The organism is Mesobacillus subterraneus (assembly GCF_023715485.1).
Lineage (GTDB): Bacteria > Bacillota > Bacilli > Bacillales > Cytobacillaceae > Mesobacillus > Mesobacillus subterraneus_B.
The window spans coordinates 190,539-214,995 of the sequence record NZ_JAMBOF010000006.1 but is presented as its reverse complement, the minus strand read 5'-3'; the positions used below and the strand labels follow the sequence as shown (position 1 = coordinate 214,995).

The following is a 24,457-nucleotide window of genomic DNA, read 5'->3' as shown; positions in this document are numbered from 1 at the left end:
CTAAATGGGAAGCCAATATCAGCATTTGCCTCATATTATTTAGCTTGCTCTGTCCTTTTACTCTGGTTTGCCAGTAACGATCAATTTCATTGATTTTAATGCTTTTGTTTTTCCGGCGAAGTTTTCGGCTTCAGCGATCAAAGTGTGACTTCCATTATCAAGATCTAACACAATCGAGAAAGTCCCATCCAATCGAGTTTTGACCGATTTTAACAGAGATACGTCATTGCCATGCTGTTCATAAATATTGATTGTCGTACCAAGCTCTGCACTGCCTTCTATTAATGCTGGCTCATTCTTGACCATGAGTTCCTCTTTAGCCCATGTTGGCTCTTCAGGAATTTCCTGGTCTGCATCCTTTGACCAGCGAAGTGCATTTACGAACAACTGCTTGCCATCTTGAGTCCATCCATAGTCTGGACCGATGATATTCGTTACCGCAAAGGAAGACATCAAAAGGTGCATGTGCTCTTTGCTTCTGTATTCATATGCAATCGAATCACCTTTGCTCTCATCGTCTACATATAGGCTTGCGATAGGAATACCGGTGTAATTCTTGAAGGTTGAGTAAGGACTCTTCGCTGCATGGATTTTAACTTTGCCGTTATTGTCTGCATTGATTCCTTCAAATAACGGATGTCCATCTGCGGCCTCGACATATATTGCTCCTTCATTATATCCTTGTTGATCCATTTCCGGACTGCCCTGATTTTCTTTCAGTCTTTGGATCGAACCTTCAGCGACGCCCCATGTTCCAGTGAATACCAGGCTTGTCTTATGTTCATCGCTCTCTTTAATCAGCTGCTCAAACTGTTCCTTAGTTCCTTTGCCCGTATTGACAAGAATAACATCGTAGGCACCTACGTTCCCTAAGATATCCCAGGCTTTTTCTTCTGCATAGAGCTTCTGCTCGTTAAGCAATCCTGTCAGTGAACCGTTGACATCACCCAGCACAGCAGCTTCAAATGCATTTAGCTCGAGGTTGAATTTCTTATCTTCTGTTCCGATCACAACATCGAATGTTTCCTGCAGATAACCTTCTGCAAGTACATTCATGGTATAGTCTCCAGGCAGCAAATTCTCAAATGTGAAGGTCCCGTCTTCTTTACTGGCAATTTCCATTTTAAAATCTGCATCATCTTTAGGCATCAGTGTTAGTGAAGCCCCGGCCACTGGTTCTTTACCTTTCTTGCCGGTGATCATTCCATTCAAGTCGGAACCATCAATTGCTTCAAGCGTAAAATTCAGCTCTACACTGCTTCCCAGCTCTGCAACTTTCGCCTGTTTTGTTTGCTCGGCGAACCCTCTTGCCTGTACCTTCAATTCATAATCGCCAGCACCGATGCCAAACTTATACTGACCAGCTGCGTTGGTTGTTGTCTTTTGGCTGGTTCCCTCGATGGTGATTAATGCCCCTGCAATTGGTTTTCCTTGGCTGTCTACTACTGCTCCTTTGAGTTCACCCTGGCTTGCTGTCAACGCATAATCAATAGCATTTAAGTAAATCGCCTTTGCATTTTCCGTCCATCTGTCATTTGGCTGCCCGTAGTTGCCAATTTGCAGAGCGGACAATAGAATGTGGACGCTGTTCGATGAACTGAATTTGTAGCCGATCGTACTTCCAAGATCTCCTTTAGCGGGATTGGTAAGAGTAGCAAGGGTAGTGCCGCTGTAGTTTTTATAGACAGAATACTGTACAGCGCCTTTCGGATTTAAAAGGAAAGGAACTTCATCTCCTTTATTCAATCCTTTGAGAATCGGATGGCTTTCTTCCACTCTCAGGTTGATTTCCTTGTCGACATAACTGTTCACAAGTTCTTCCGGATCTCCGTATGCATCCCTTAAATCTCCGATAACTCCACCAAACATGGCAGTAAACATTATACTGACTTCATTTTCATTCGCTTTTTCGACCATCGCTTTAAATCGGTCATCCTTCATATAATAAGATGTGTCATTGGCGATGATTAATTTGTAATTTGGTACATTCTCTATCAAGCTTTCGTATTCTGCATAAGGATAGAAATCAAAGTCATATCCATTTGATTCAAGGAATGGCAAGATCTTATCCTTTTGATACGGATTCGCCAGCACGGCAATTTTTTCCGCAACAACAAGAGAGACATTTATTTCTGTTTGTTCACGGGTTACAATTTCCACAGTCTGGAAAACCGGCTTAAATCCTGTTGCGATTACCTTTACTTCATAGCTGCCAGCAGGAAGTGTCGCTTGAAATTTACCTTCCTCATTTGCCTTTACTGTCACAGGTGTGCCAATTACCTCTACCCTGGCTTCAGGAACGGGGTCTTTAGTAGCTGTATCTACAATTTTGCCAGCTAGAATACCGGAATCTACAGATTTGATGATGAAGTTTTCGGCAGCTGCCTCTCCATTTTTTAAGGTTACTGTGAAATCCTTTGCTGAATGACCGAATGCTTCAACAGTAAGGGTATATGTTCCTTCCTCCAAAGCGGCAAAGAACTTCCCTTTGTCATCCGTTTGATAGCTCTTTCCTGTTTCTTTTACTGTGACTGTGACTGTACCTTTTAAAGGGCCGCTTTCATTCATGACAATACCATGTAATTCACCGACGAGTGCTTCCTTTTCGTCGAGAGCCCAGTTCAATGCATTAGCCAAAAGGCGTTCCCTGGCCGGGTCAAAAGAATCATTTGGTTTGAAAACATGACTGATCGTCATATTGGCAAGCAGGATTTCTACTGAATCGGTTGTCCTGCCTTTGTACGCAACCATGCTGCCCTTCTCACCCGTTCCACTATGGGAGAAATCCACGATTGTTTTGCCAGAGTATCCATCGAACCCATAATAATAACCGGACTTGCCAGGAATCGCGATTGTTTCTCCCGGTTTAAAACCGGATGTCAATGGATGTTCTGCCAGTACTGTTCCTTGTGCCCCTGGCCTGTTGTTATGTTCATAAATTGTTTTCGGATCGTTCAAGAATTCCTGAAGGTAGCGGATTGAACCACGGGCTCCAGCCTGACCGGTCCAGATAACGGATTTCCTCTTTTCATCTAGTGCTTTCTGGAATGTCAAAAATACCTCTTTCGACGGTATAACATCAGGTTTATAATCAGAGTTTGCAAAAACAAGATCTACTTCATCCAATTTAGCTATATCTTTATAATCCAGGTAAAGTACCTTATATCCTCTTTCCTCAAGATATTGCTTATAAGTGGTGCCAGAAGCAGTCAAGTCCCCTATGATTCCCACTGTCGGTGATGGCCTTAGTTTTACCTTTAGGGAAGCCTTCTGATTGTCCGTGATTTTCACCGCAATATCCTGTCGTACATACCCCTCCTTTTCAATCCTTAACATATAATCTCCAGGTTCAATTTTTGAAATGCTGTACTGGCCCTGGACATTGGTCACAGCTTCTCTCGGTTTGTCTAATACCGTAAGTATTGCTCCCTCAACTGCATTTCCATCCTTGAGGTTCTCGACTGAACCAGAAATTGAACCGATATTTCCAGATGCTTCCATCTGAATCGTTTTAGGTTCACTATCCTTTTCGGCCGTCACTTTTATTGTTTTATTGGCATAGCCAAAAGCACTGATTTCAATTTCATACTCACCTGACAACATTGCAATTGAAAAACTGCCATCCACACTGTTTGACTTGGTTTGGAAAGGCTGCCCCTTTACCTTGATATCGGCCTTTAATGGAGTGCCTTCTTCATCAAGAACTGTACCGCTTACAACCGGGAAGTTTACATTTGCCGCCCAGAGAACGGAGTTGACGAGCAGCTGTTTCCCTTCCTCGGTATAGTCTTTCGCTCCGTGGTAATAGGCAAAACCATGTCCACTCATCAGCAATTCGACGCTGCCCGCAGATCTTGGTTTATAAGCAATACCCAGACCATGTGTATCATCTGATCCTTCATGTTTGATTTCAGCAAGAGGGTAGCCGCTGTAATCTTTGAAATATCCGACATAGCTGGCTGCTGGTGTAAGGATGTCAATGAGATCATTTACCTTTGATCCATTGAAGATCGGATGCTCCTCGAGTACCTTATACTGGGCTGCTTCTGTAGTTTTCCTTATCGTTTTCAGTTCTTTTGGATCCTTTCTGACGTTCACGAGCTGCTTTATGCCTCCACCCCACACAGCATCACCAAAAATCAAGCTTGTTTGTGCTTTGTCTGCCGCTTCCATCATCTCATCGGAAATAGCTGAGGAGATTGGGTCATTAAAGAAGATAACATCAAATTCAGCCATCCTTTTCACCAAATCAGCAGGCTGCACATCTAAGACATTCACACCTAATTCATTAAAAAGAGCCTTGAAATTTTTATCAGATGAATAGTAATCTCCCACAACTCCCACGGATGGCATCGTATGAAGCTGGATATCAAGATCGCCCGAATGGCGTGCGACATCGACATTCTGTGAATGGGCGATGTATCCCGCCTTGCTGAATGAAATTTCATACACCTCTTCTTCTAACCCTGATACTTGATATCGTCCATTCGCTGCAGTTTTTACTTCAGCGATAAGATCCCCTGCTTCGTTTTTCACTGCAACATTGACATCCTGTAGTTCCATACCAGAAATAGAATCCGTTACCAGCCCTGTCAGCAATCCTTTCTCCGATTCCCCCAGGGCAATCAGGACATTTGCAGGTGCTCCTTTAGCCACTGTTACAGTTTCCGATTTTGAACCTAAACCTTTGGAACGGATTTCGAGTTTATAGACACCTGGATCATGGAATATTGTGAAGTTTCCATTAGCGTCCGTCTGCGTTTTCACGCCAGTTTCCATCACTTCAATATTCGCTTCGACAGGTTCACCTGCTGCGTTGGTTACTGTACCCGAAATTTTTCCGAATTTCGCGTTGTAAAGAAAATCAATACTGTTGAAGAGAATCTGCTGTTGCCCGCGCAGCCATCCTTTTGCTGATTCCCAAAGAACGGAAGCATGGCTGGACAATAATAAATGGGCGCTATCTTCTGATACTGCATTATAAGCGACACCTGATCCTACAAACCCCTGGTCAGTATTGCCGATTTTTCCTATTGTCCTGCCGGAATACTGATTAAACCATGCAAAGTCAGCGTTATTTTCTAATACATTTATTCTGTCCCCAGGTTTATATCCTTTGAAAATAGGATGTTCTGCTTCAACCTGGATTCTCACTTCACCGCCATCATAATCGTGCCCAAGCTCTTTAGGGTTCTGCAAGAAATCTTTCAAATGGTGGATTGATCCATAATTTGCTCCCCACTGGTCAGTGAAAATGATGCTTACATTATTATTCTTTGCCTTTTCCGCCAATTCTTTAAATTGAGCTTCTGTAGGCTTGATTCCATCTGAACCATAGCTGCCGTTTAAGTAGAGGACCTTATACCGGCCGATATCTTCCACCACATCCCAGCCGCGTTCTTCGGCGATGTATCCATTGACATTCAACAGGCTGGTAATTTCACTCTTATAATCGTTAAGGACAGCAATGTCGATCGGCTGCAATTCGTATTTTATTTCAGTTTTTTCACCAGCTTTGACAACGATTTCCACGCTGCCTGGCTTATAGCCATTTAAAGCAACCGTCGCAAAGTAATTTCCTTCAAATACTTCTTCTTGGGTAAAGGATCCATCACTGCTTGTCTTCCCCTCTACTGGTGAATCCGAAAATTTGATCAATGCTCCCTCTAAAGGCTGATTCGTTCGCTTATCTTTTACTAGCATGGAGAATGAACCCTTGTCTGCATCTACTAGGTCATAATTTTTAGTATACTGGTAACCTGAGGCGAACTTTACTTTCTCTGTAATCTGCTTTTTACCATAAGAGGAAATTCTTATTGTGTAATCACCAGGCGTATGTTTCAATGAGAAGCTTCCATTTTCATCTGTGCTGACAGATTCTCCCGTTTCAATTACAGTGACAGAACCCTTGACAGCCTTTCCACCGCTATCCTTAAGTGCACCTTTTATTGTACCTGGCGCCTTAAAGCTTTGGACCCCAGTCTGGTAAGGAACAATAACCTGACCTGCCAGAATTGGAATCCCGGACGTACTATAGACAGGGAGGCTGAAATCTTTCAATCTTTCACCGGTGTATACATCTATCACGGAGAGGTTTCCACTTGTGCCTGCAAAAAATAAGAGTCCATTGGCGGAAACTGAACCATTGTTCAGGGTTGTGCCAACTAAACGGTTTTCCCAAAGCAGTTGTCCATTTTCAGCGTCGAACGCACGCAGTGCTGGCTGTGCCGCAGAACCGATGACGACAATATTTTCATAGACGATTGGAGAACCAGCCTGTGTATCCCCTATTCCCTCAGCGTTCCAGATTTCTTCTCCTGTCTTGGCGTCAAGGGCATAAAGGGTACCTCCTCCAGTGTTAAAATTGGTGCCTGCCAGATAAAGTGTCCCATTGTCGTATACCGGCTTGGAGGCAACTCCTTCATTTACGAGCGTTTTGTTCCATACCTCGGAACCATCTTCGATTCTAAGCGCCCTTAGCTTTTGATTATCATAGCTTCCGATAAATAGCATCCCATCCCCTGCACTTGGCCCAAAATAGGTTGGAGCACCGAGAGCTACACTCCATTTCTTTTCACCAGTTTCTGCATTTAATGCGTTTAGCTTTGCGTTATCTGTCAGATCTGATGCGACAAACAGAGTACCATCAAGGAATATTGGAGATTCATAGATTGCCATAGATCCAACATCAGTAGTCCAAACAATGCTTCCAGATTTCAAATCCAGGGCATAGATCTTCCCGTCTTCCCCGCCTGACAGATATACAGTATTTCCTGCAATCGTAGGTGACGATCTATTCGTGTTTCCGATTTTTACGGTCCATTGTTCCTTACCAGTAGCTGAATCAAGCGCTACCACATAACCGCTGTCAGTTACCAGGACCACTTTGTTCGTTGCCGCGGCAGGAGTGGAAAATAAGATTTTCCCTTTTCCTGAGGCATCGTACTCCCAGCTTTTTTCAAGTGCATCAAGGTCTATCCCGTTTGCTGAGACTGCATTACGATGCATGTTGCCGTTTGCCATCCCCCAGTGACCATTGAACGTTGATGTCTTATTGTTGACTTTCAATTCGAGGGAAGTATCCTTGTCTACCTCAATTTCTTTCGGCAAGCCGTTTATTCCTTCGCCTGTAAGCTGGAGGACATATTTGCCAGCAGGCAGATTTTTGACCTCAAATGTCCCGTTTGAATCTGTACGATATATTGGTAACGGTGTCCCATTTACTCTTACATACGCATAAGGAACAGCTTTCCCATTTTCATCCGTTACTTTTCCCGATAGAGAAAATGTCTGGGCATTCTCCAATACCCAATTAACCGTAAGTGCTTCGCCTTTTTTTATCTCGATTGTAGTTTCGAAATCTTTGTAGCCGAAGGCTGTGATCCTGACTTTATGGCTGCCTTCCCTGATCTTAAAGCTGAAATCCCCTTCGTCTTCGATGTTATAGGAAATTCCTTTTTCTTTTATTTCAAGCTTCCCTCCGATAGTCTTCCCATCCTTATTTGTAAGCTTGCCTGTGAGTTCACCTGCAAAGGCGGCTTCAGTCACTGCCTGGTATATATTCATGATTCCGCTTCCATAGGAGTCATTAGGCAAGTTTCCCATATGTGGTTCAACCCTTGAAGTCCGCTTTAGCAGTTCTTTTACCTGGTCAACTGTCAGGTTTGGATTCGCCTGCAGCAGTAATGCCACTGCCCCAGAGACATGTGGAGTGGCCATGGATGTCCCGCTGATAGTGTTGTATTTTCCTTCATTCAATTTGGCCGGCCATGCAGAATAAATCTTATGTCCTGGTGCTGAAATATCAGGTTTGATGATCCTTTGTTCCTGGCCATTTTCATCTTTCCAGAACACTGGTCCACGGCTTGAAAAGGATGCTGTTTGATCGAAAATATCAGTTGCTCCAACTGCAAAGGTTTGTGGAAAGCTTCCTGGGGAACCGATTGTCTGTGAACCCGGTCCGTCATTCCCTGCAGCAAAAGATGGAAATATACCTGCTGATACCCAAGCTTTGACATCTTCATAGAATTCAAGGTTATAAGCATTTGAATTGCCCCATGAGTTGTTGACTACATGCGGCGCTTTTGTTGGGTCCCCGCCTGGTGCCATGAACCACTGAAATGCCTGGTGAATTGCAGATAGAGTCGTGGATCCTCCATCGTTGAAAATTTTTGCTGCGATCCATTCAGCTTCCGGAGCCACCCCGATTGGTTCTCCAGAACCTCCGCCAACTGCTGTTCCCGCAACATGAGTCCCATGTCCATACCCATCATTTGGACTTTCATACTTTTCTCCTGATAAATCGATCCACGAATATTGATGGTTACCATCCCGGCCACGGTAATTTCCCTTGAGCGCTTCATGGTTGCCATCAACGCCGGAGTCCATGATTCCGACGACAATTCCTTCTCCTTTTAACCCATATTCTCCCCATACCTGCGGAGCAAAGATTTTTTCGAGTCCCCACTGAGGCATACGAGGCGGGTTCTCCTCCACATTTACTTCTGGCAAACTTAGCGTTTCGTCAAGTGATATTTCCGCGATATCATCACGCTTTTGTAATTCATTTAGGGCCTCAATTGTAATTGAAGCCGTAATACCATTAATAATCCATAGTGAATCTTTCTGTTTCCCTTTCCCTTTGCTTTCGAGAGCAGTTAATGCCTGCTGAATTCCTTTTTGTGAGTTTTTTGCTTTATCCTTGAGGTGATCCTGGATGGTTTGGATTTTTTCTGAGCGGTTTTTCTTTGTTTTTACCTGAGGATAGATCTGGGTGAGGTCTGGTTTGTCCTTCATCCTGATGATGACATTGACTTCCTGTTCCTTTTCAAATGCTTTTAGAAGATTAGCTGCTTTATCTTTCTCATCGCCTGTCCCTGCTTCAGTTTCACCTTTTAAAGGCGGTGGCTCAATCCCGAGACCATTAAGCAGGTTGGTCAACTCTTCACTTCCAGTTCTTGTCTTCGCTGTTGATTCTGGCAGTTCCTCCCCTGTTTCATAGGCCTTTTCCCGTTGTTTTTCGAGTGTTAGTTCTTGTTCAGAGAAACTTTTTGGTTTTTCTACAGAAGCATATGCCAGCTGTGGGGTAAATGTAGAGATTACCATCAGCAAAGCAAGCATCATTGTAGAAAGTTTTCTTGCAGTTTTCTTCTTTGTCAACTTCAATTACTTGCACCCCCAGAAAATATGATTAACGAAAAAATACTGCAAAATTTTGTAAATACCTTTAAATTTTTGAATATTAAATCTATTTTAATAAAAATGATTCCATAGTATTACTATTTTTGTAATATATAGGAAATATTATCGAGACAGAAGCTATGAAAAAAAGACCATTAATATGGCCTTTCAGTTTCACTATATCAATCAACAGGAATAACTTTAGCAGCGCATGCTCTTTCATAAAACTCAATCGGCCCTGCCTCGCCAATAATTATTTCTTTGTAACCCAGGAGTTTCATTTTATCCAGAGTTTGATGAAGCAGCGATTCACCAATCCCTTCATTTCTTTTTCTAATAGAGACACCCATTGGACCAAAATATCCATTGCCTTTTGTAACATTGAACGCTGCAAAGCCAACTATATTGCCTGTAGAATCCAAAGCGACGAAAATCGGGGGCTCATCTGCTGATAATCCTTTTTTAATCGATTCATTCCAGCGACCGGAAAATTCTTCGTCAATAAACCTTCTTAATGCTTCTTCATCAGTTTTGGTTGCTTTCCTTATATTTTTGTAGCTAGTTTCAGGAGACACGTAGTCAGTGAGATTCAGCAACATATCCCTTGAAACAACCGAGAAGGTAATGAGAGCTTGTTTTTGCTCCTCTGATAAAAGTCCATCTGCATGCCCAGTAGTGATGATTGCCTTCAGTACATGCCCCTCATTAAGAAAAATTTGATTGTAGTTGACCATATTTTTTATTGCTTGGTCGATGACCTGTATGGTTCCTTGGCTTAACGGAATTTTAAAAGGTTCGCAGATTGCTAATGAAAAATCCCGAGCTTCATCAATGATTGATTCTCTAATCAAATCAATATCAATCCCGCTTTTTTCATAGGCTTCTTTTACAGGAAAGGAAGGTTCATCCAAACAGCCGATCAATAAGTGCATTGGATATAAACAATGAATATTTTCCTTAAGGCACTCTTGTTCTGCAAGCATGAATGCTTTTTCCATTTGTCTTGTAAGCTTTACATTCGTTAAAACCATCAAGAAGTCACCTCCCTAAAATTATTAGCGGCCAATTGGATTCACTTATGCAGTTTTTTGACCTTTGATATGATCTTCCTTGGTGCTGTGGGATGAATAGCTATGGAGTGCCATGCCTGCCATCACGATGGAAATGCCAACCCATGACATTAATGCAGGCAAAGCCATTGATAAAATAATGAATTCACCAGCTAACGCAAAAAGCACCTCTATTGACTGAGTTGCTTCTACCGCAGCTAGTTTTTGCATGTTTCCCCTAACAAGATCAGTTGCTTTAAAAAATAGTACGGTAGCAATCACGCCAGAACTTATAGCTACTAAAAGAGATTGATAGCTTTGGTTCATCGTCGGCGGTCCCACAGTATATAAACCGTATAACGAAAGAAGGATCCAAAATGGCAAACTTGCCAGTGTCATTCCCAGGACACGCTGGTAAGCATCCAATCTTCCCTCGCAGACGTCCATCATTTTCCTGTTTCCCAATGGATAAGCAAATGAAGCTATCATTACTGGCAATACCCCCAGGAATACCTTTTCGAGTGGGATATGCCTTGCATGCTCCACTTGCATCAGGATAATCCCTAACAGAATGATCAGGGACATCCCAACACCTTTGTACGGGATTTTAGCGCGGACATTAATCAATCCGTATGGTGTCTGGATCTTTTCGTGAAATAACGGTGTCAGCAAGGCACCCGATATAATCGTAACCTGCCAGGTACCTGCGATCAGCCAGCCTGGTGAATAAGCAGCAGAGTAGGTTAATGGTGCATAAAATAAAACAAAGCCCACAAAACTCCAGAGCATCCATGGTAAGGGGTTCGTTTTTATTACCTGGATTAATTGGCTTAAGTTCTTCCTCGCCGCGACTATTGCCAGCAGGAATGGCACCATGAAAATGTACCTTAGTGAAGCGCTCCAAATCCAGCTTCCGCCTGATAACTCCATCGATTGGTTCAAAACAAAAGTAAAGGCAAAAAAGAAAGCCGCTAAAACGCCTAACAGTATCGGTCCCATTCAGTCACCCCTTGTTTCATTTCTCATTATCTTTACTAAGGATTTGTTACAGCCGGAGCCATTTTTTCGATTTTATTAGTCCATATGAATCCGGAAAAATCTTCAGGGAGCCGCTTCAGGTCATCTTGTGAATCAAAACCCTCCGAAAATCCGCTGCCGTTTCCGCCAACGATAATTGTTCTTGAATCGTTTTTCTCCATCCGTTGAACGAATTTTTCCGGCCACCCCCAAAGCCATGGACCGATTTTTTCAGGTATATGCAGCTGGGTATACTTACAGGCTTCAGGTACGTAGCCGGTCCAGCCAACCGCTATGTATGGCAATAAACAGCTTTTCATCGTTTCCTTTGACATTGTGCGCAATTCCGGGATTTCCTTTTGCAGAGCGGCTATAGGCTCATCTCCTCCATATACGGAAATATGTTTCACAGTTTCTATGGGGTAACTTTTTAGGTACTTTCCGAGCTTCCTGCCTTCTGTGGGATCATTGCTCTTAACATGGATGAGAAGTTCTTTACCATTAAAGTTTGTCAAAACTTCCCCCAGAGTCGGCATCATCCCTACACCTTTAACGCGAAAAGGGTATGTTTTGCCATCATCAGCTGTGTATCCATAACCGACATCCAGGGCTTTCAATTCGGACAGGCTGTGTTCCCTTGTAACCCCTTTACCGTTTGTACGGCATTCGAGTGTCCAGTCATGGAAAACGACAAACTCACCATCAGTGGTCGGATGCACATCGAATTCGACGATATCTGCACCTGCTGTAAAAGCAGCATCCATTGACGGAATGGTATTTTCCAGATAATTATGTTCAGGCTTGTGAATGCGTTCTGCTGTACAAGATTCACCAGTGACTCCTTCCATGTTGAATGTCTGCGCCACTCCCCTGTGTGCAAGCAATCGTGGTTTGGTATTCGTTGTTGTAAAGAGTGTAGTGTTGTTAAAAAAGGTGAAAGCGACCAAAATTAATATGGAAATGACTATTTTATTTTTAAAAAAATTCATTAGGATCCTCCAATCTATTTAGAATATATCATATCGAGAGGAAATGAATCACCGATTTTTCCCATATAAAAACGCCTGGGATTCCCAGGCGTTCTAAAACATTACATCACTTTTTGTTCATAGCTTACTTCATTTGGCTTTTCATATGTCACATATGTTCCAGCGATAAAATCGTGAATCGCCCTTTTATCCTGCCGTAGACCCACCATGAATGCACTGACGATAACACCAATTCCTAAAGTTAAAAGATATACAAGTCCACCAACTATCGTACGCATAAACATCGTTCCGAAACCGAGTTTCTCTCCGTTGACTTTTGCAATCCTGACTCCCACAATTTTCTTGCCCACCGTATAGCCTGCCCAAACAACAGGTACGAGAAGGGTGTATAAGAAATTAAGTGTAGAAGTGAAAATATTATCCTCTGCACTTCCTGTTACTAAGTAACTGATAATTGCTAACGGTACCCCAATAATCAATCCATCTAAAATTGCTGCACCAAGTCTTACCCAAAATCCTGCTGGTCTGTTCATTCGTTTTTCCTCCTGGTTGTTCTTATTTATTTTAATAAATCTGCAATTTCCTGCTCGCCTGATTGCAGGGCGTGCATTCTTGCAGTCATACCCGAATAGTCTTTCTTATTGCGGTCAGCACCTAACTCGAGAAGCAGTTTCACCGCTTCGATTTCTCCGCTGAACACAGAGTAGGTCAACGCAGTATATCCTGCGCTTGCTTCCTGGTAGTTTGGTTTCCCGCCTGCCTTATGGAGCATTCTTATCATCGCGGTATTTCCCGTTTCAGCGGCCGTCATGTATGGAGTCATTCCATAATCGGACTCAAAGTTTGGATCTGCTTTTAAATCTATGAGTAACTTCACCATTTGTTCATTTCCATCCTTGATGGCCCAATCCAAAGGCGTATAGCCATTATAATCGACTGTATGGATCTCTTCTCCATCATTGATCAGGCTTTCAACCTTCTTCATGTTTCGTGAGAGAACGGCTTCTGTTAATGGAGAAACCTCTGTTTCATCCTCATCCATGTATTCCTCTTCTGCGAAGAAAGAGGAGTTAAAGATATTTATAGCGTAATAGCTTCCTGCCCATACAAAAACAATAAGCATGAGAGAAATTACAGCAAAAACAATCGGTCCTTTTGATTTGGTATACTTGATAAAAACCTGGTCCTCTTCACCAAAAAAGGCGCTGATTTCGTTAATTCTTTTAGGGAGTGGCGGGTGTGTGGACAAAATTTCCGCTAACCAGACGAAGAATCCCTTTTCATTATTGATTTGGTCAAGATATGCAGCCCTGTTCACTTTTCTATATAATGTTTTGCCAATGGACAGCATCGTAAGACTGTTTTTTGCAGCAGCGTAATTCCCCGTATAGTAAGCTGCATAGCGGTCACATGTGTACTCACAAGCACGCAAATACATTTCCGCGATACCTGGTATCCACATAGACGGTAAAATGAACAACATCTTCCCTAAGTGATTACGTTTGATATGGGCAAGTTCATGTGCAAGTACAAAATGGACTTCATCTTCTGCATTCTGTTCCACAAGGTCGAAAATTTCAGAGTAAATTACTACCATGTTCCTTCCAAAGAAACGGGTTGCAAACGCGTTTAGTACCCCTCCTGACTGCATGACGTAAATGTCAGGAATCTGCTTGATTTCCATTTTTGCGCAGAGATCTTCGACTGTATTATGGATCAGCGGAAATTGATTTGCTCCAATTTTCACACCATTAAGGCGTATATGTCCAATCATCAAAGCGTGAAGCAATAGTGACACAGTTAAAAACGCAGCAATAATCAAAATACCAACTACGCTTAAAGCAAAAAGGATATAAGACACAATACTTATACTTAATACGATCCAGAAGTATTTATTCTCGTTTTTATGAATAAGGTCCTTCTGAGCTAATGTTTGTTCTGTCATTTGGTTTCCGGTCTCCTTAGGCACAATTAAGATGATTATAAAGAAAATTAATAAATTGGCATAGAAGAGTTTTATAGGTTCTTAGACCTTATTTTGCCAGTTAGAAACCTTCCTTTTGACAATATTCTATATAATTTTACAAAACTTACAGATAAATGCAAATGAAAGTTTAAAAGATGTTGATGTTGTTTAGTCTAATTAAATTTTTCTGGTTCTTAACCAAAAAGATTGGCGCCTGTGAGTACTGAAAATAAATTGACTTTCTTAACCCTTTTGCTCTCCGTTCTTCTAAACATGAAAAAGAAGGCCAGTACCGGCCTTCTCCATTTCATCTTTTTAGAAATGACTTAGGATTTTTTAAAATATCCTTTAATTGTGCTTTTTGAATGGGCTGCTTTTTCTTTTGGTACTGATCGATTAATTCATCCAGCCTTTCGAGCTGTAGTGCGTAATCATAAATTCCTGAGCCGATGATGATTATGCGCAGCTTATGTTCCCGTTCGAAGGTAATATCATTAATGATTGATTCGAGGAAATGGGCACTCTCTCCAATTAAATCCTCGTTGTCTATTTCTTTGATTTTCCCAGCATATTTAAGCAGGATCATTTCATGATAGTTGATCAATTCCTCAAGCTGTTGATCGAATTCCTTGGTTTCCTGCTCGTCTGGCCGGCTTTGGAAAAAGTGATCTTCAATGATATCCAGCAGCTTTAAGCCCTGCTGCAGGCAGGAAAGCATTTGTTTGAAAACAACTATTTCCCTCACGTCAAGCGGCTTCAGCTTTGAAATTTTTTCCCGTTCTTCGTCGAGGATTTTATAAAGCTCCTCTAATTTAGAAACGTCTTTCTTAAGATCGCTCCATTGATCCTGGAATGTTTTTTCCGTCAATTCATTTGAAATTGCTGTCCTGATCAGCAATGACATATTCCTGAAGCTGGAGTTCATTTTTTCGATGAAATTTTTATTGAAATTTGGCGGCGAAATGACAAGATTTATGAAAAAGGCTGATCCCATGCCAACAAGGACGATTAAAAATTTATTTCCTGCTGCAACAATTCCCTCGAATTCATGCGAACTCATCATTATCAAAACGGTAATTAATGTTAATGAAATCGAACCTTCCATTTTAAGTTTCAAACTTACGATAATGACTATGACCATGACAAGGCCGATGACAATGGGGTTGTTCCCAAAAAGGTAAATGGAACTTACTGCAATGATTGCTCCAAGAGTATTCGCCTGAAACTGCTCCAGCACTTGTTTCCAGGAACGGTAAATCGACGGCTGGATTGTAAATGTAGCTGCTATCGCTGCAAAAACGGGAGGATTCAATCCAAGCCACTTCGTTATGTAAAGGGCAAGCACCACGGCGAGTCCGGTTTTTAAGACACGCGGACCTAGTGTAATCATTTAAAACACCCTACTCTCTCAAGAGAATCATTCTAGTCTATAATTACCTTTAAGAGGTAATTGAAACCAATATCATCATAACTGATATTGAAGGAAACTTTAAATGAAACCGCGTAGACAGCTTTTTTAGCTACCCAGCATGCTTTATTCAAATTGGCCCGAAAAATGGTTATCATCCCCCAGAGCGGGAAATAATATTCAAGCAGCATTTTTAAAAAGGTGGGATAAATATGATCCATTTGGATAGAAATCATGATCCTAAAAAGAATTCCCAAATTATCTTTGATATTACTGGAAAAAGTTTAGATATAGAAGAATTAGTAAAGGACACAAATGCATTATTTCTAGAAGCTAGCAAGGACTACTCTCCTTTTATAGCAAGAAAAACTACAGCTATATATTCTTGGTTAACAAATTTCAGGGCTACATTAAGAAAGATAGTCCAGACGAAATCTGCGTTTGATGAAGCTGAACACTATGAAACAATAGCCGACCAGAACGGGAATGTATATCCCGAATGGATGGAATTGTTAAATGAAGAATACAATCGCTTAGTGAAAGAAATAGATCGCGAGGTTCACATCGAGGATTATGGTGCTGTTGGCGATGGTATTACTGATTGTACTGAAGCTTTCAGAATCGCCCTTGGCAATGGACGAGTGAAGGTGTATATTCCGGAAGGTGTTTTTGTTACTAAAGGAATCAAACTCCCTTCCTGGACTATACTAGCAGGTGCCGGAAAAGGAAAAACAATCATTAAGCTCCATAATTTAGCACCGAAAGGCAACAGGCTCGTTACAAATCGAAATCATCGGACAGGTAACAGAAATATATATGTAAAAGGAATGACGCTTGACTGGAATGTTGAACGTCTTGGAAACGTTGATAAGACAAGTACATGGGGGAATCATTCTAGCTGCCTGTTGTATGCCAACGTGAAATATGGATGGGTTAAGGATGTGGAAGGTGTTAATCCAGGTTTGCATTGCTTCGATATTTCATCTCCTCTCTATAATTATTATGGCGATGGTTATCGTGCGCGGGGAGGGAGTGAATTTATCTGGATGGACAAGCTTTCTGGTTATGGTTTTGGAGATGATGGCATCACCACCCACCATAGTGACAATATCTTCATCTCGAATTGCCATATGAGCGACCCGAGCGGCAGAGCGCATAAAAAAGGATTTTCAAATTCCAATGGAATTGAAATTGATGATGGTTCCCGCAATGTATGGCTTTTGAATAATTCGTCTGCAAGATGTTTTGGGGGAGTAGAAATCAAAGCCCACCATACATCATCTGCCGCTAATAATATTGTCATCATTGGCCATATTTCAGTAAATGATAACCGTTCCTATAATTTCAGGCATATTGGCCATCACAAAGAAAATGATCCGGAATCCAAAACGGCAATTAATATCAGAGCAGCCAATTTAGTTTCAGTCAACCCGATCCATACAGATTTATATGCCAATTCATCGCCTCGTGCGATGGTCGTTTCAGCTTATAAAAATGTCGCTGTGAATCATTTTACCGTTATTGGTGATCCGTCTTACGATTATGGAGGCGAGCCTGTTATTGCGATTCAATATCGTTCAAGGAATGTTATTTTAAAGAATGTTCATGTCAGTGGTTTTACAAGTGCCGGCAATGATCTAAAAGTGTTTGGTGGCAGCAACCATGCGGACAATGTCAAAATCCGCAATATAACTGTGAGGCATTCAGCTCCAAAAGCAATTCATATTGGCAAAGAGATAGAAAATGTTGCAGTTGAGAATATGTATGCGGAGGCAGTTAATGGCGGAGCAGCTGTAGACGTAGCAGTAAAAAATGCCAGGCTTGCAGATATTCATGCTAAGGGTTTTAAGACAACGGTTTTGCATCACGGTGAAGGCAGTCGGACATTAGGATAAGTTAAGAATATTAGTTTAATGAACAGGAATTCGTTTCCTGAAAACCTAAATCATAAATAAAATGAGGAAGCAGTTTGAATCTGCTTCCTTGAGATTATGAGAGAACCCATTTCCTGATAGCCTGGGCGACACCGCTCTCGGTATTTTTTCCGGTGATGTCGTCAGCGGCTTCCTTGACGAGTTCTTGTGCATTTCCCATTGCAACCCCGAGCCCGGCCTCGGTAATCATAGCTATATCGTTCAAGCTATCTCCTACAGCCATCACATTGTCCAAAGTAATTCCAAGCAGGCTGCAAACCTTTTCCAAGCCCCTGGCTTTATTGATTCCCATAGCGTTGACTTCAATATTTTTAAGGCTTGAATTGCTGATTTCAAATATTCCCTTATCCTTTAACTCGTTTAGCACTTTATCCCGTATTTCGTCCTCTTCAATATGGAAGCCGAACTTCAGCCATTCTAATGAAAGGATATCCTCAGGCATATTATTGTTCCAATTTTCCTCGCTGCTGATAGCCCAGAATTTGGCCTTGTGTTTTACGGATAAATCATACATCCATTGAATTTCCTCTGACGATACAAGATTTCTGTCGACCAACTCGCCGTTAGGGCCCCATATTTCACTCCCATTTACAGTGACAAGATAAGAAGATAGTTGAAGCGAAATGACATAATCTCTCGCTGTTTTCAGGCTGCGACCTGTACTTAATACAACATGGACGCCTTTTTTCTCGGCCTCCTTGATGGCTTCCCTGTTTTCATCAGACACTTCATGATGCTCATTTAAGAGTGTCCCATCCATATCGAGCGCAATTAGTTTGATTTCTGGTCTGCTATGATCCAAAACGTACCTCCTTCTCTTCTTAAAAATTATTATTAATACTTTCAATTGCCTGTTTTACTGTTGAGAACGTGTTAATGCTGGAGAAATCTACTCCACCCTCTACTGCTGCCTGAGCCAGTTCAGGCCTCATGCCAGTAGCAATCGAATCCACGCCCAACAATCTCAATACATTGTGTATATCAAAAATATGCTTGGCAATCGTGGCGTCAATAGTTACTATTCCCGAGAAATCAATGATCAGGCATTGGATTTTCTGTTTAGCTACTAATGGGACAGCGCGTTCCATGATCAATGTGGCTCTGTCATGATCCATTTTTCCCACCAGAGGCAGTACTGCAACATTTTCCTGAACTGGGACTACTGGTGCCGACAAATTATCCACTTCATCTTGGACTTCCTTCATCAGCTTGGCATTCTGTCTTTCAAATGCAAAAACAGTTTCATTTATGCTGATGTCGAGCATATTGTTGATTCGTTTATTGATCCAGAGCAAATCCTCTATTTTTAGCTTGTGCTCTATACAGATGTCAGCCATTTTATCTATAAATACAAGCCTCGTCGGAGGATAGCGGAGAATAATATCCGAGACCCTGCCTCCTTTTGCCGCTTCCCGTTCCCCGTTCGCCCTGCTCCATTCCAGCAAGGCATCAGGAGTTGTTTCATCAAAACTTTTGATAGCGTCACCTAAGTATCCTAAGTACTCTGTATAAACAACAACTGCCTGGTCTATTTCAGGCTGTGGTATTTCCATCCCGATTTTTTCAATTATTTTTTCGACTATTTCGTTCGCGATCGATTCGGAATTTTTCTGAAGATCATTTGCTACCGCTGAAATTGAGTTCACCGAGGTCACTTCCCTTTTCTTCTCTAAAATCATTCTAGTTTAATCAGATTTTCCGTAGTAATACCGTTTTAATACTAGAATACACTTTTACAGAAGAAATATCTTGTCTCAAGGTGCAGGATTAAAGACTCTCTATGAAAAACACTCTGGTTGTCCTAGGTAGATAATCCTCATTTTAGCTTTGTGAAAGGAATCGCAATAGGATTTGTGCTTCAGTAAATGCTCCTTCACCTACCACTCTATTTAATATTCCTTTGATATTCTTGATAACTCAAAAAACTCTTGTTCAGGTTTCATCCATTTCGTACCTTTTTCGGAAACGAAATAGATTCCTTTATCCATTTCATAATAAACTTCTACACTTACTGATCCAAAATCAATCGTACTTATTCCACTATAAAGAGTACGTTCTCTATTCCAGTCACTTGCGCCATTTACAAGTTCAACAATCTTGCTTATTGTTGGTTTATCTGTCATTTTAAAACAATCATCACTTCGATCAGGCTGTTCATTGATACAGATTTCTACAGGTTCGTTCTCAATCCAGTTTGTCGCCGATATTTTTTCTCTCTTATCAAAAACAACCTCGGTTTGATTGTTACTGTGAAAATACGATGCATTAATTGTTAATTCCCATTCCTGCCCTTCTTTTTGCCAGGCAGACATGAAACCGGCACCATCCTCCGTAGAATCAGGAGAAGATTGAACATAGATCTCTTTCCATCCATGCTCAGGGAGCACTCTTTTATAAAAACTCAGTATATCCTGCCAAGAATCGCCGTCAATGGTGTATTCCGTACTTTTAGGCTTTAAGCCTTTATAGAGGGGAACATCTTCTGAGTGTTCGGGTATGAAGGTCATCCCGTTATACCTTTCCTTTTGTTCCTGATGGTAAACGTAAAAACCTCCTGCAAATAACAAAATAAAAAAGATAACAATAGCAGTTTTTTTCAAGCTAAATGCGTCCCCCATTCCCTTTTTTCTATATGAATTGTATATGATAAAAAGCTGTTTAGCATTTGTTGCCATCTTTCGGTTAACAGGTGATCATCGGAATCCTCGCGGAAAGCGAGTGACCGGAGCGCAATTGTATAATTTAACACAGTTTTCTATTAAAAATAGGCTCTGTTAAATCCCATTGCTGTTTTTAATACCTGTTGATTGTAGTGGAAGGCGCGAAGACTCCTCCGAAAATGCTAACGCATTTCCATCGTGCGTGGGCAGGTTCGAGGAAGCTCAATCAATGTCCTGCGGGCTTAGCTGGTCAGGTGAGACCCCGCAGGAGCGAAGCGACGAGGAGGCTCAGCGCCAGCCCCGCGGAAAGCGAAGCGCCTGGAACGAAAATCAACAGCCTTGTTTAACAGAGCCTAAAAATAAGTTACACTAATAAAAAGAGCCTAATTGTATAATCTATAATAATGCAAATAATGGAAGAATAAAATCCTGATTTTTTTCGTTAGGCCCTGTTAAAGCCCATTGTTGTTTTAAAGACCTGTTGATTGTAGTGGAAGGCGCGTAGACTCCTCCGAAAATGCTAACGCATTTCCATCGTGCGTGGGCAGGTTCGAGGAAGCTCAATCAATGTCCTGCGGGCTTAGCTGGTCAGATGAGACCCCGCAGGAGCGAAGCGACGAGGAGGCTCATCGCCAGCCCCGCGGAAAGCGAAGTGCCTGGAACGAAAATCAACAAACTAGTTTAATAGAGCATTTCGTTAAAGACATAATTCCCTTTTTATTTAAAAAGGATTATACTGTATGTACCAAAAATTAGTTCAGGAGGACACTCATGGTTAACAATAACGAAGAACCTAAAAAGAAAATGAGCCTGCAGGAAGCAATTAAGCAGCAGCTTGAAAATAAGAAAAAGAATGCAGCAAGCGGTAAAGGCGTTTCTAATCAACTGGACCAGACAAAGAAAATGAAGAGCCAGCAAACGAAAAAAGTAAGCAATCAACGCCGGAAAATGGGTGTATAATGAACGGCCAGAACCGCAATGATATCAGACCCGGGCTAAAAGTGAATATTGTACTAAAAGCGGACCAAAGAAGCGGCAAGCTTACGTCCGGAATTGTTAAAGACATCCTTACAAAATCAAGTTCACATCCACATGGAATCAAGGTAAGGCTCGAAGATGGCCAAGTCGGCCGGGTTAAGGGAATTTCGGAATAAATATTTCTGCTGTTTTAGCATGAAAAACAATAGTTAGATATCAAAAAAGCATCAAAGGATCTCCATCCTTTGATGCTTTTTTGGCTCTATTTTAACTCGTTTTTTCTTTTACTTTTTCCACTATCCTTTTATTCAGCCTCGGCGCCAACTGGAATAGGATTGTACCAATGAAGGCAATGACTAATATATAGATGCTGGCAAACATCTTTAATTCTCCTGTGGCCAGCGCAGCGATAATGACCGAAAACTCTCCCCTTTGTGTCAGGGACAAGCCAGCCTTCAATGAGTGGCTTCTTGAAAGACCATACCATTGACCACCGAAATATCCTACTATTAACTTGTGAATCAGCGACCAAATGACAAGTACAATTAATAATCCTGCGTACGGTATTTCACTTGTCAACTCGATATGAAGTCCGAAATTCAAGAAAAAAAATGGCAGGAAGATATTCCGTACAGGCAAAGCAACTTTTTCGACCTTATCCTTGATTGTCAGTTCTGATAGCATCATACCTGCCAGAAATGCACCGATGACCTCTGACAATCCCAGCAGGATGGCAATACCTCCGTAAGTAAGCGCGATACCTGCTATCAAAACAATAAATATATCATCTTGGTTTATTTCCTTCAAAATGGGTTCAGCTTTTTTAAAGATTACTTTTGCAAAGAAAATGGCTACTCCTGCAAGAAGTGCGATTTTAAGTAAAATGACTAAGAAGTCTGTAAAGGTAAACCCTTCACCCGTAAGACCGATCAAAACCGTTACAAGAATTGGAGCAATCAAGTCTTCAAAAATAAGTATAAGCAAGATGAAATCGGATTCCTTGTTCTCCGTCCTGTTTTTATCCTCGAGCAGTTTAGCAGTAATAGAGGAACTAGTTGCATAAACAATTCCCCCGACTATTAACGAAGATACCCAATCCAGGCCAAAGAGATAACTAATTCCTGCAGTGACGACAACCCCCAGGAATGCATCAAGCAACCCACCCTTCCATACCTTCCCGCTCTTGGTAATCAGTCGCTTGACGGAAAACTTCATGCCAAGAAGGAAAAATAATAATACCAGACCTATTTCCCCTGCGACCTCTATCACCTTTGATTCCTCAATAAACTTGGATAAAATGAGCCCGAGTAAAATATATAATAATATATCGGGTATTTTAATTAATTTGATTCCGATGATGCCAATAAGAAACAGCACCAGTAAAAATAGCCCGATCGCTAAGGTTAAATTCAATAGTCAACAACACCTTTTCTATAATTAAAAGCAATCTACCTAATTAACTTCTCTTTTTTGTACCCATTTTATTAGCAATCAACACTGGAAAAGTAAATAATCTCAGTGCTAATTTCGGTTATGAGTACGAAAATATGCTAAAATTAAGTTGTTATGTAAAGAATTTGAAACATCTTATTTTTTTAGTTTAGGGGGAAAAAATGAACAACATTCCTGCGGAAGCCCTTGTCCAATATCAGCATAAGGGAATTTCTAAAACAAAACTGGCAAAAAGAATTTTTTTTATAATATTTGGTGCTGTATTGATGGGTGTTGGAATTGAGGAATTCCTCGTTCCTAACAAAATACTGGACGGTGGTATTGTTGGTATTTCAATAATCCTTTCTCATATAACAGGATTTCGCCTTGGACTATTCATCTTTATCTTAAATATCCCTTTCTTTTTCATCGGTTATAAACAAATCGGAAAAACCTTTGCCTTATCAACCCTATTGGGGATCACTGTATTATCATTGACCACTACTTTCCTGCATAATGTTCCTGTTTTTACAGAGGATCTGTTGCTGGCAACTGTTTTCGGCGGCATCGTTCTTGGGGCTGGAGTAGGAATTGTCATCCGGTATGGCGGTTCTCTGGACGGGACGGAAATATTGGCTATTCTGGCTAATAGGAAGCTGCCATTCTCTGTCGGTGAAGTAATCATGTTTTTTAATATTTTTATTTTTGGTACTGCTGGATTTGTCTTTGGCTGGGATCGCGCCATGTATTCTATCCTTGCTTATTTTATCGCCTTCAAAACAATAGATGTTGTAATTGCCGGTCTTGATGAATCAAAGGCCGCATGGATCATCAGTGACCGGCATAAAGAAATTGGGGAAGCAATCATGGCACGTCTTGGCCGTGGGGTTACATACCTGACTGGTGAAGGGGCCTATACGGGAGATGATAAAAAAGTCATTTTTTGTGTCATCACTCGTCTTGAGGAAGCGAAATTGAAATCCATAGTTGAAGAGCTGGATGAATCAGCGTTCCTGGCTGTTGGTAATATAGCAGAAGTCCGCGGCGGAAGATTTAAGAAGAGGAATATTCATTAAAGAAAGGCTGTGTTATAGGAAATTGTTGATTTCTAGCACCTTGTGATTGGAGATGTGATCAGTCGACTCCTGCGGCCTCACCAAAGCGGAAATCACCAGTAAATTAACCCAGCTTAAAGAAAAAAGGAAAGAGTCTGTCTCTTTCCTTTTCGGTTTTATTTCGGCTCTTTTCGTAAAATTTGTTGCTTTCACAGCCAAACTTAAAACCTGGCATTTATTTAATAATTGAATAAATATTTGTGTCATATGATATGCAGTTTTGTACGATATAACTTCTCAATATCCCCTCTTTGATAAAACCGAGTTTTAACAGTAATTCTTCTGAAGAATTATTTTCAAGGAATACCACCGCGCCAATTCTCTTCAGTTGCATTTCCTGAAATCCATATTCCATTGCCTTACTGATAGCCTCTTTGGCAAACCCTTGGTTCCAGAATTCAGGGTTAAGCTCGTAACCAATTTCAGCTCTATTATTTTTTGGTGACCAAGCATGAAAACCTACAGTGCCAATTAAATTCTTTTTGCCCTTTAATTGGATTCCCCACCTAATTCCTCTTTTTTGTCTGAAATTAATCGTGAATCCATTAATCAAACCTACAGCTTCCTCTTTATTTTCCATCGGATTGGATCCGTAATATTTCATCACTTCCTGATTAGAAAAATTGTTGAATAATTCATCCGCATCCTCCTCGGTAATTTCTCTAAGTATAAGCCTTTCTGTTTCTAATTTAGGGAATTCCATAAGCCCTCCGTGATTTTAAATCGATCT

General features: G+C 41.3%; 16 protein-coding genes. 4 read left to right on the top strand and 12 right to left on the bottom strand.

Translation table 11 applies throughout. From position 1 onward, the window contains the following. Window positions 1-57: 57 nt before the first annotated feature. The 7 genes from M3204_RS10900 to M3204_RS10870 form a co-directional block, all read right to left on the bottom strand. Window positions 58-9,165, bottom strand: a complete 9,108-nt coding sequence (locus M3204_RS10900; RefSeq protein WP_251481328.1) for a carboxypeptidase regulatory-like domain-containing protein — start codon at window positions 9,163-9,165, stop codon at window positions 58-60. A 197-nt stretch (window positions 9,166-9,362) separates the two neighbouring features. Further along, the gene (locus tag M3204_RS10895) at window positions 9,363-10,211 is read right to left on the bottom strand and encodes a GNAT family N-acetyltransferase (RefSeq protein ID WP_251481618.1); all 849 of its coding nucleotides are present in this window, start codon (window positions 10,209-10,211) and stop codon (window positions 9,363-9,365) included. A 45-nt stretch (window positions 10,212-10,256) separates the two neighbouring features. Then, window positions 10,257-11,228 (bottom strand): DMT family transporter, encoded by a 972-nt coding sequence (locus M3204_RS10890; protein ID WP_251481326.1) that lies wholly within the window; start codon window positions 11,226-11,228, stop codon window positions 10,257-10,259. Between the two features lie 35 nt (window positions 11,229-11,263). Then, window positions 11,264-12,235 (bottom strand): glycerophosphodiester phosphodiesterase family protein, encoded by a 972-nt coding sequence (locus M3204_RS10885; protein WP_251481324.1) that lies wholly within the window; start codon window positions 12,233-12,235, stop codon window positions 11,264-11,266. 101 nt (window positions 12,236-12,336) lie between these two features. Beyond that, complete coding sequence (locus M3204_RS10880; RefSeq protein WP_251481322.1) at window positions 12,337-12,768, bottom strand: RDD family protein; 432 nt, start codon at window positions 12,766-12,768, stop codon at window positions 12,337-12,339. Between the two features lie 26 nt (window positions 12,769-12,794). Continuing rightward, window positions 12,795-14,180, bottom strand: coding sequence for a M48 family metallopeptidase (locus M3204_RS10875; protein WP_251481321.1), 1,386 nt, complete (start codon window positions 14,178-14,180; stop codon window positions 12,795-12,797). A 328-nt stretch (window positions 14,181-14,508) separates the two neighbouring features. Beyond that, on the bottom strand, window positions 14,509-15,591 hold the full coding sequence (locus tag M3204_RS10870) for an FUSC family protein (protein WP_251481319.1): 1,083 nt from the start codon (window positions 15,589-15,591) through the stop codon (window positions 14,509-14,511). A 230-nt stretch (window positions 15,592-15,821) separates the two neighbouring features. On the opposite strand from M3204_RS10870, the gene M3204_RS10865 reads away from it, so the two are divergent. Beyond that, window positions 15,822-17,504 (top strand): glycosyl hydrolase family 28-related protein, encoded by a 1,683-nt coding sequence (locus M3204_RS10865; RefSeq protein WP_285856807.1) that lies wholly within the window; start codon window positions 15,822-15,824, stop codon window positions 17,502-17,504. A 94-nt stretch (window positions 17,505-17,598) separates the two neighbouring features. Here M3204_RS10865 and M3204_RS10860 read toward each other — a convergent pair whose 3' ends face one another. From M3204_RS10860 to M3204_RS10850, 3 genes are all read right to left on the bottom strand, one after another. After that, entirely contained in the window at window positions 17,599-18,345 is a 747-nt protein-coding gene (locus M3204_RS10860) for a Cof-type HAD-IIB family hydrolase (protein ID WP_285856806.1), read from the bottom strand. A gap of 19 nt (window positions 18,346-18,364) precedes the next feature. Then, window positions 18,365-19,189: an STAS domain-containing protein gene (locus tag M3204_RS23855; RefSeq protein ID WP_251481317.1), complete on the bottom strand. Its 825-nt coding sequence runs from the start codon at window positions 19,187-19,189 to the stop codon at window positions 18,365-18,367. 243 nt (window positions 19,190-19,432) lie between these two features. Beyond that, window positions 19,433-20,143: a hypothetical protein gene (locus M3204_RS10850; protein ID WP_251481315.1), complete on the bottom strand. Its 711-nt coding sequence runs from the start codon at window positions 20,141-20,143 to the stop codon at window positions 19,433-19,435. A gap of 831 nt (window positions 20,144-20,974) precedes the next feature. On the opposite strand from M3204_RS10850, the gene M3204_RS10845 reads away from it, so the two are divergent. Together M3204_RS10845 and M3204_RS10840 are read left to right on the top strand one after the other, a co-directional pair. Continuing rightward, a complete protein-coding gene (locus M3204_RS10845) occupies window positions 20,975-21,163 on the top strand; it encodes a hypothetical protein (protein ID WP_251481313.1) in 189 nt (62 codons plus the stop codon). Further along, window positions 21,163-21,357, top strand: coding sequence for a YwbE family protein (locus tag M3204_RS10840; protein WP_251481311.1), 195 nt, complete (start codon window positions 21,163-21,165; stop codon window positions 21,355-21,357). Before M3204_RS10845 ends, M3204_RS10840 begins: the two co-directional genes overlap by 1 nt. 91 nt (window positions 21,358-21,448) lie before the next feature. Here M3204_RS10840 and M3204_RS10835 read toward each other — a convergent pair whose 3' ends face one another. Further along, the gene (locus M3204_RS10835; protein WP_251481309.1) at window positions 21,449-22,594 is read right to left on the bottom strand and encodes a cation:proton antiporter; all 1,146 of its coding nucleotides are present in this window, start codon (window positions 22,592-22,594) and stop codon (window positions 21,449-21,451) included. Between the two features lie 200 nt (window positions 22,595-22,794). Here M3204_RS10835 and M3204_RS10830 point away from each other — a divergent pair, with 200 nt between their 5' ends. Next, window positions 22,795-23,688 carry a YitT family protein gene (locus M3204_RS10830; RefSeq protein ID WP_251481307.1) on the top strand — a complete coding sequence of 298 codons (894 nt, stop codon included), beginning with the start codon at window positions 22,795-22,797 and terminating at the stop codon, window positions 23,686-23,688. Window positions 23,689-23,902: 214 nt separating this feature from the next. Here the strand turns inward: M3204_RS10830 and M3204_RS10825 are convergent, their stop codons facing one another. Then, the gene (locus M3204_RS10825) at window positions 23,903-24,430 is read right to left on the bottom strand and encodes a GNAT family N-acetyltransferase (RefSeq protein ID WP_251481305.1); all 528 of its coding nucleotides are present in this window, start codon (window positions 24,428-24,430) and stop codon (window positions 23,903-23,905) included. Window positions 24,431-24,457 lie beyond the last annotated feature (27 nt).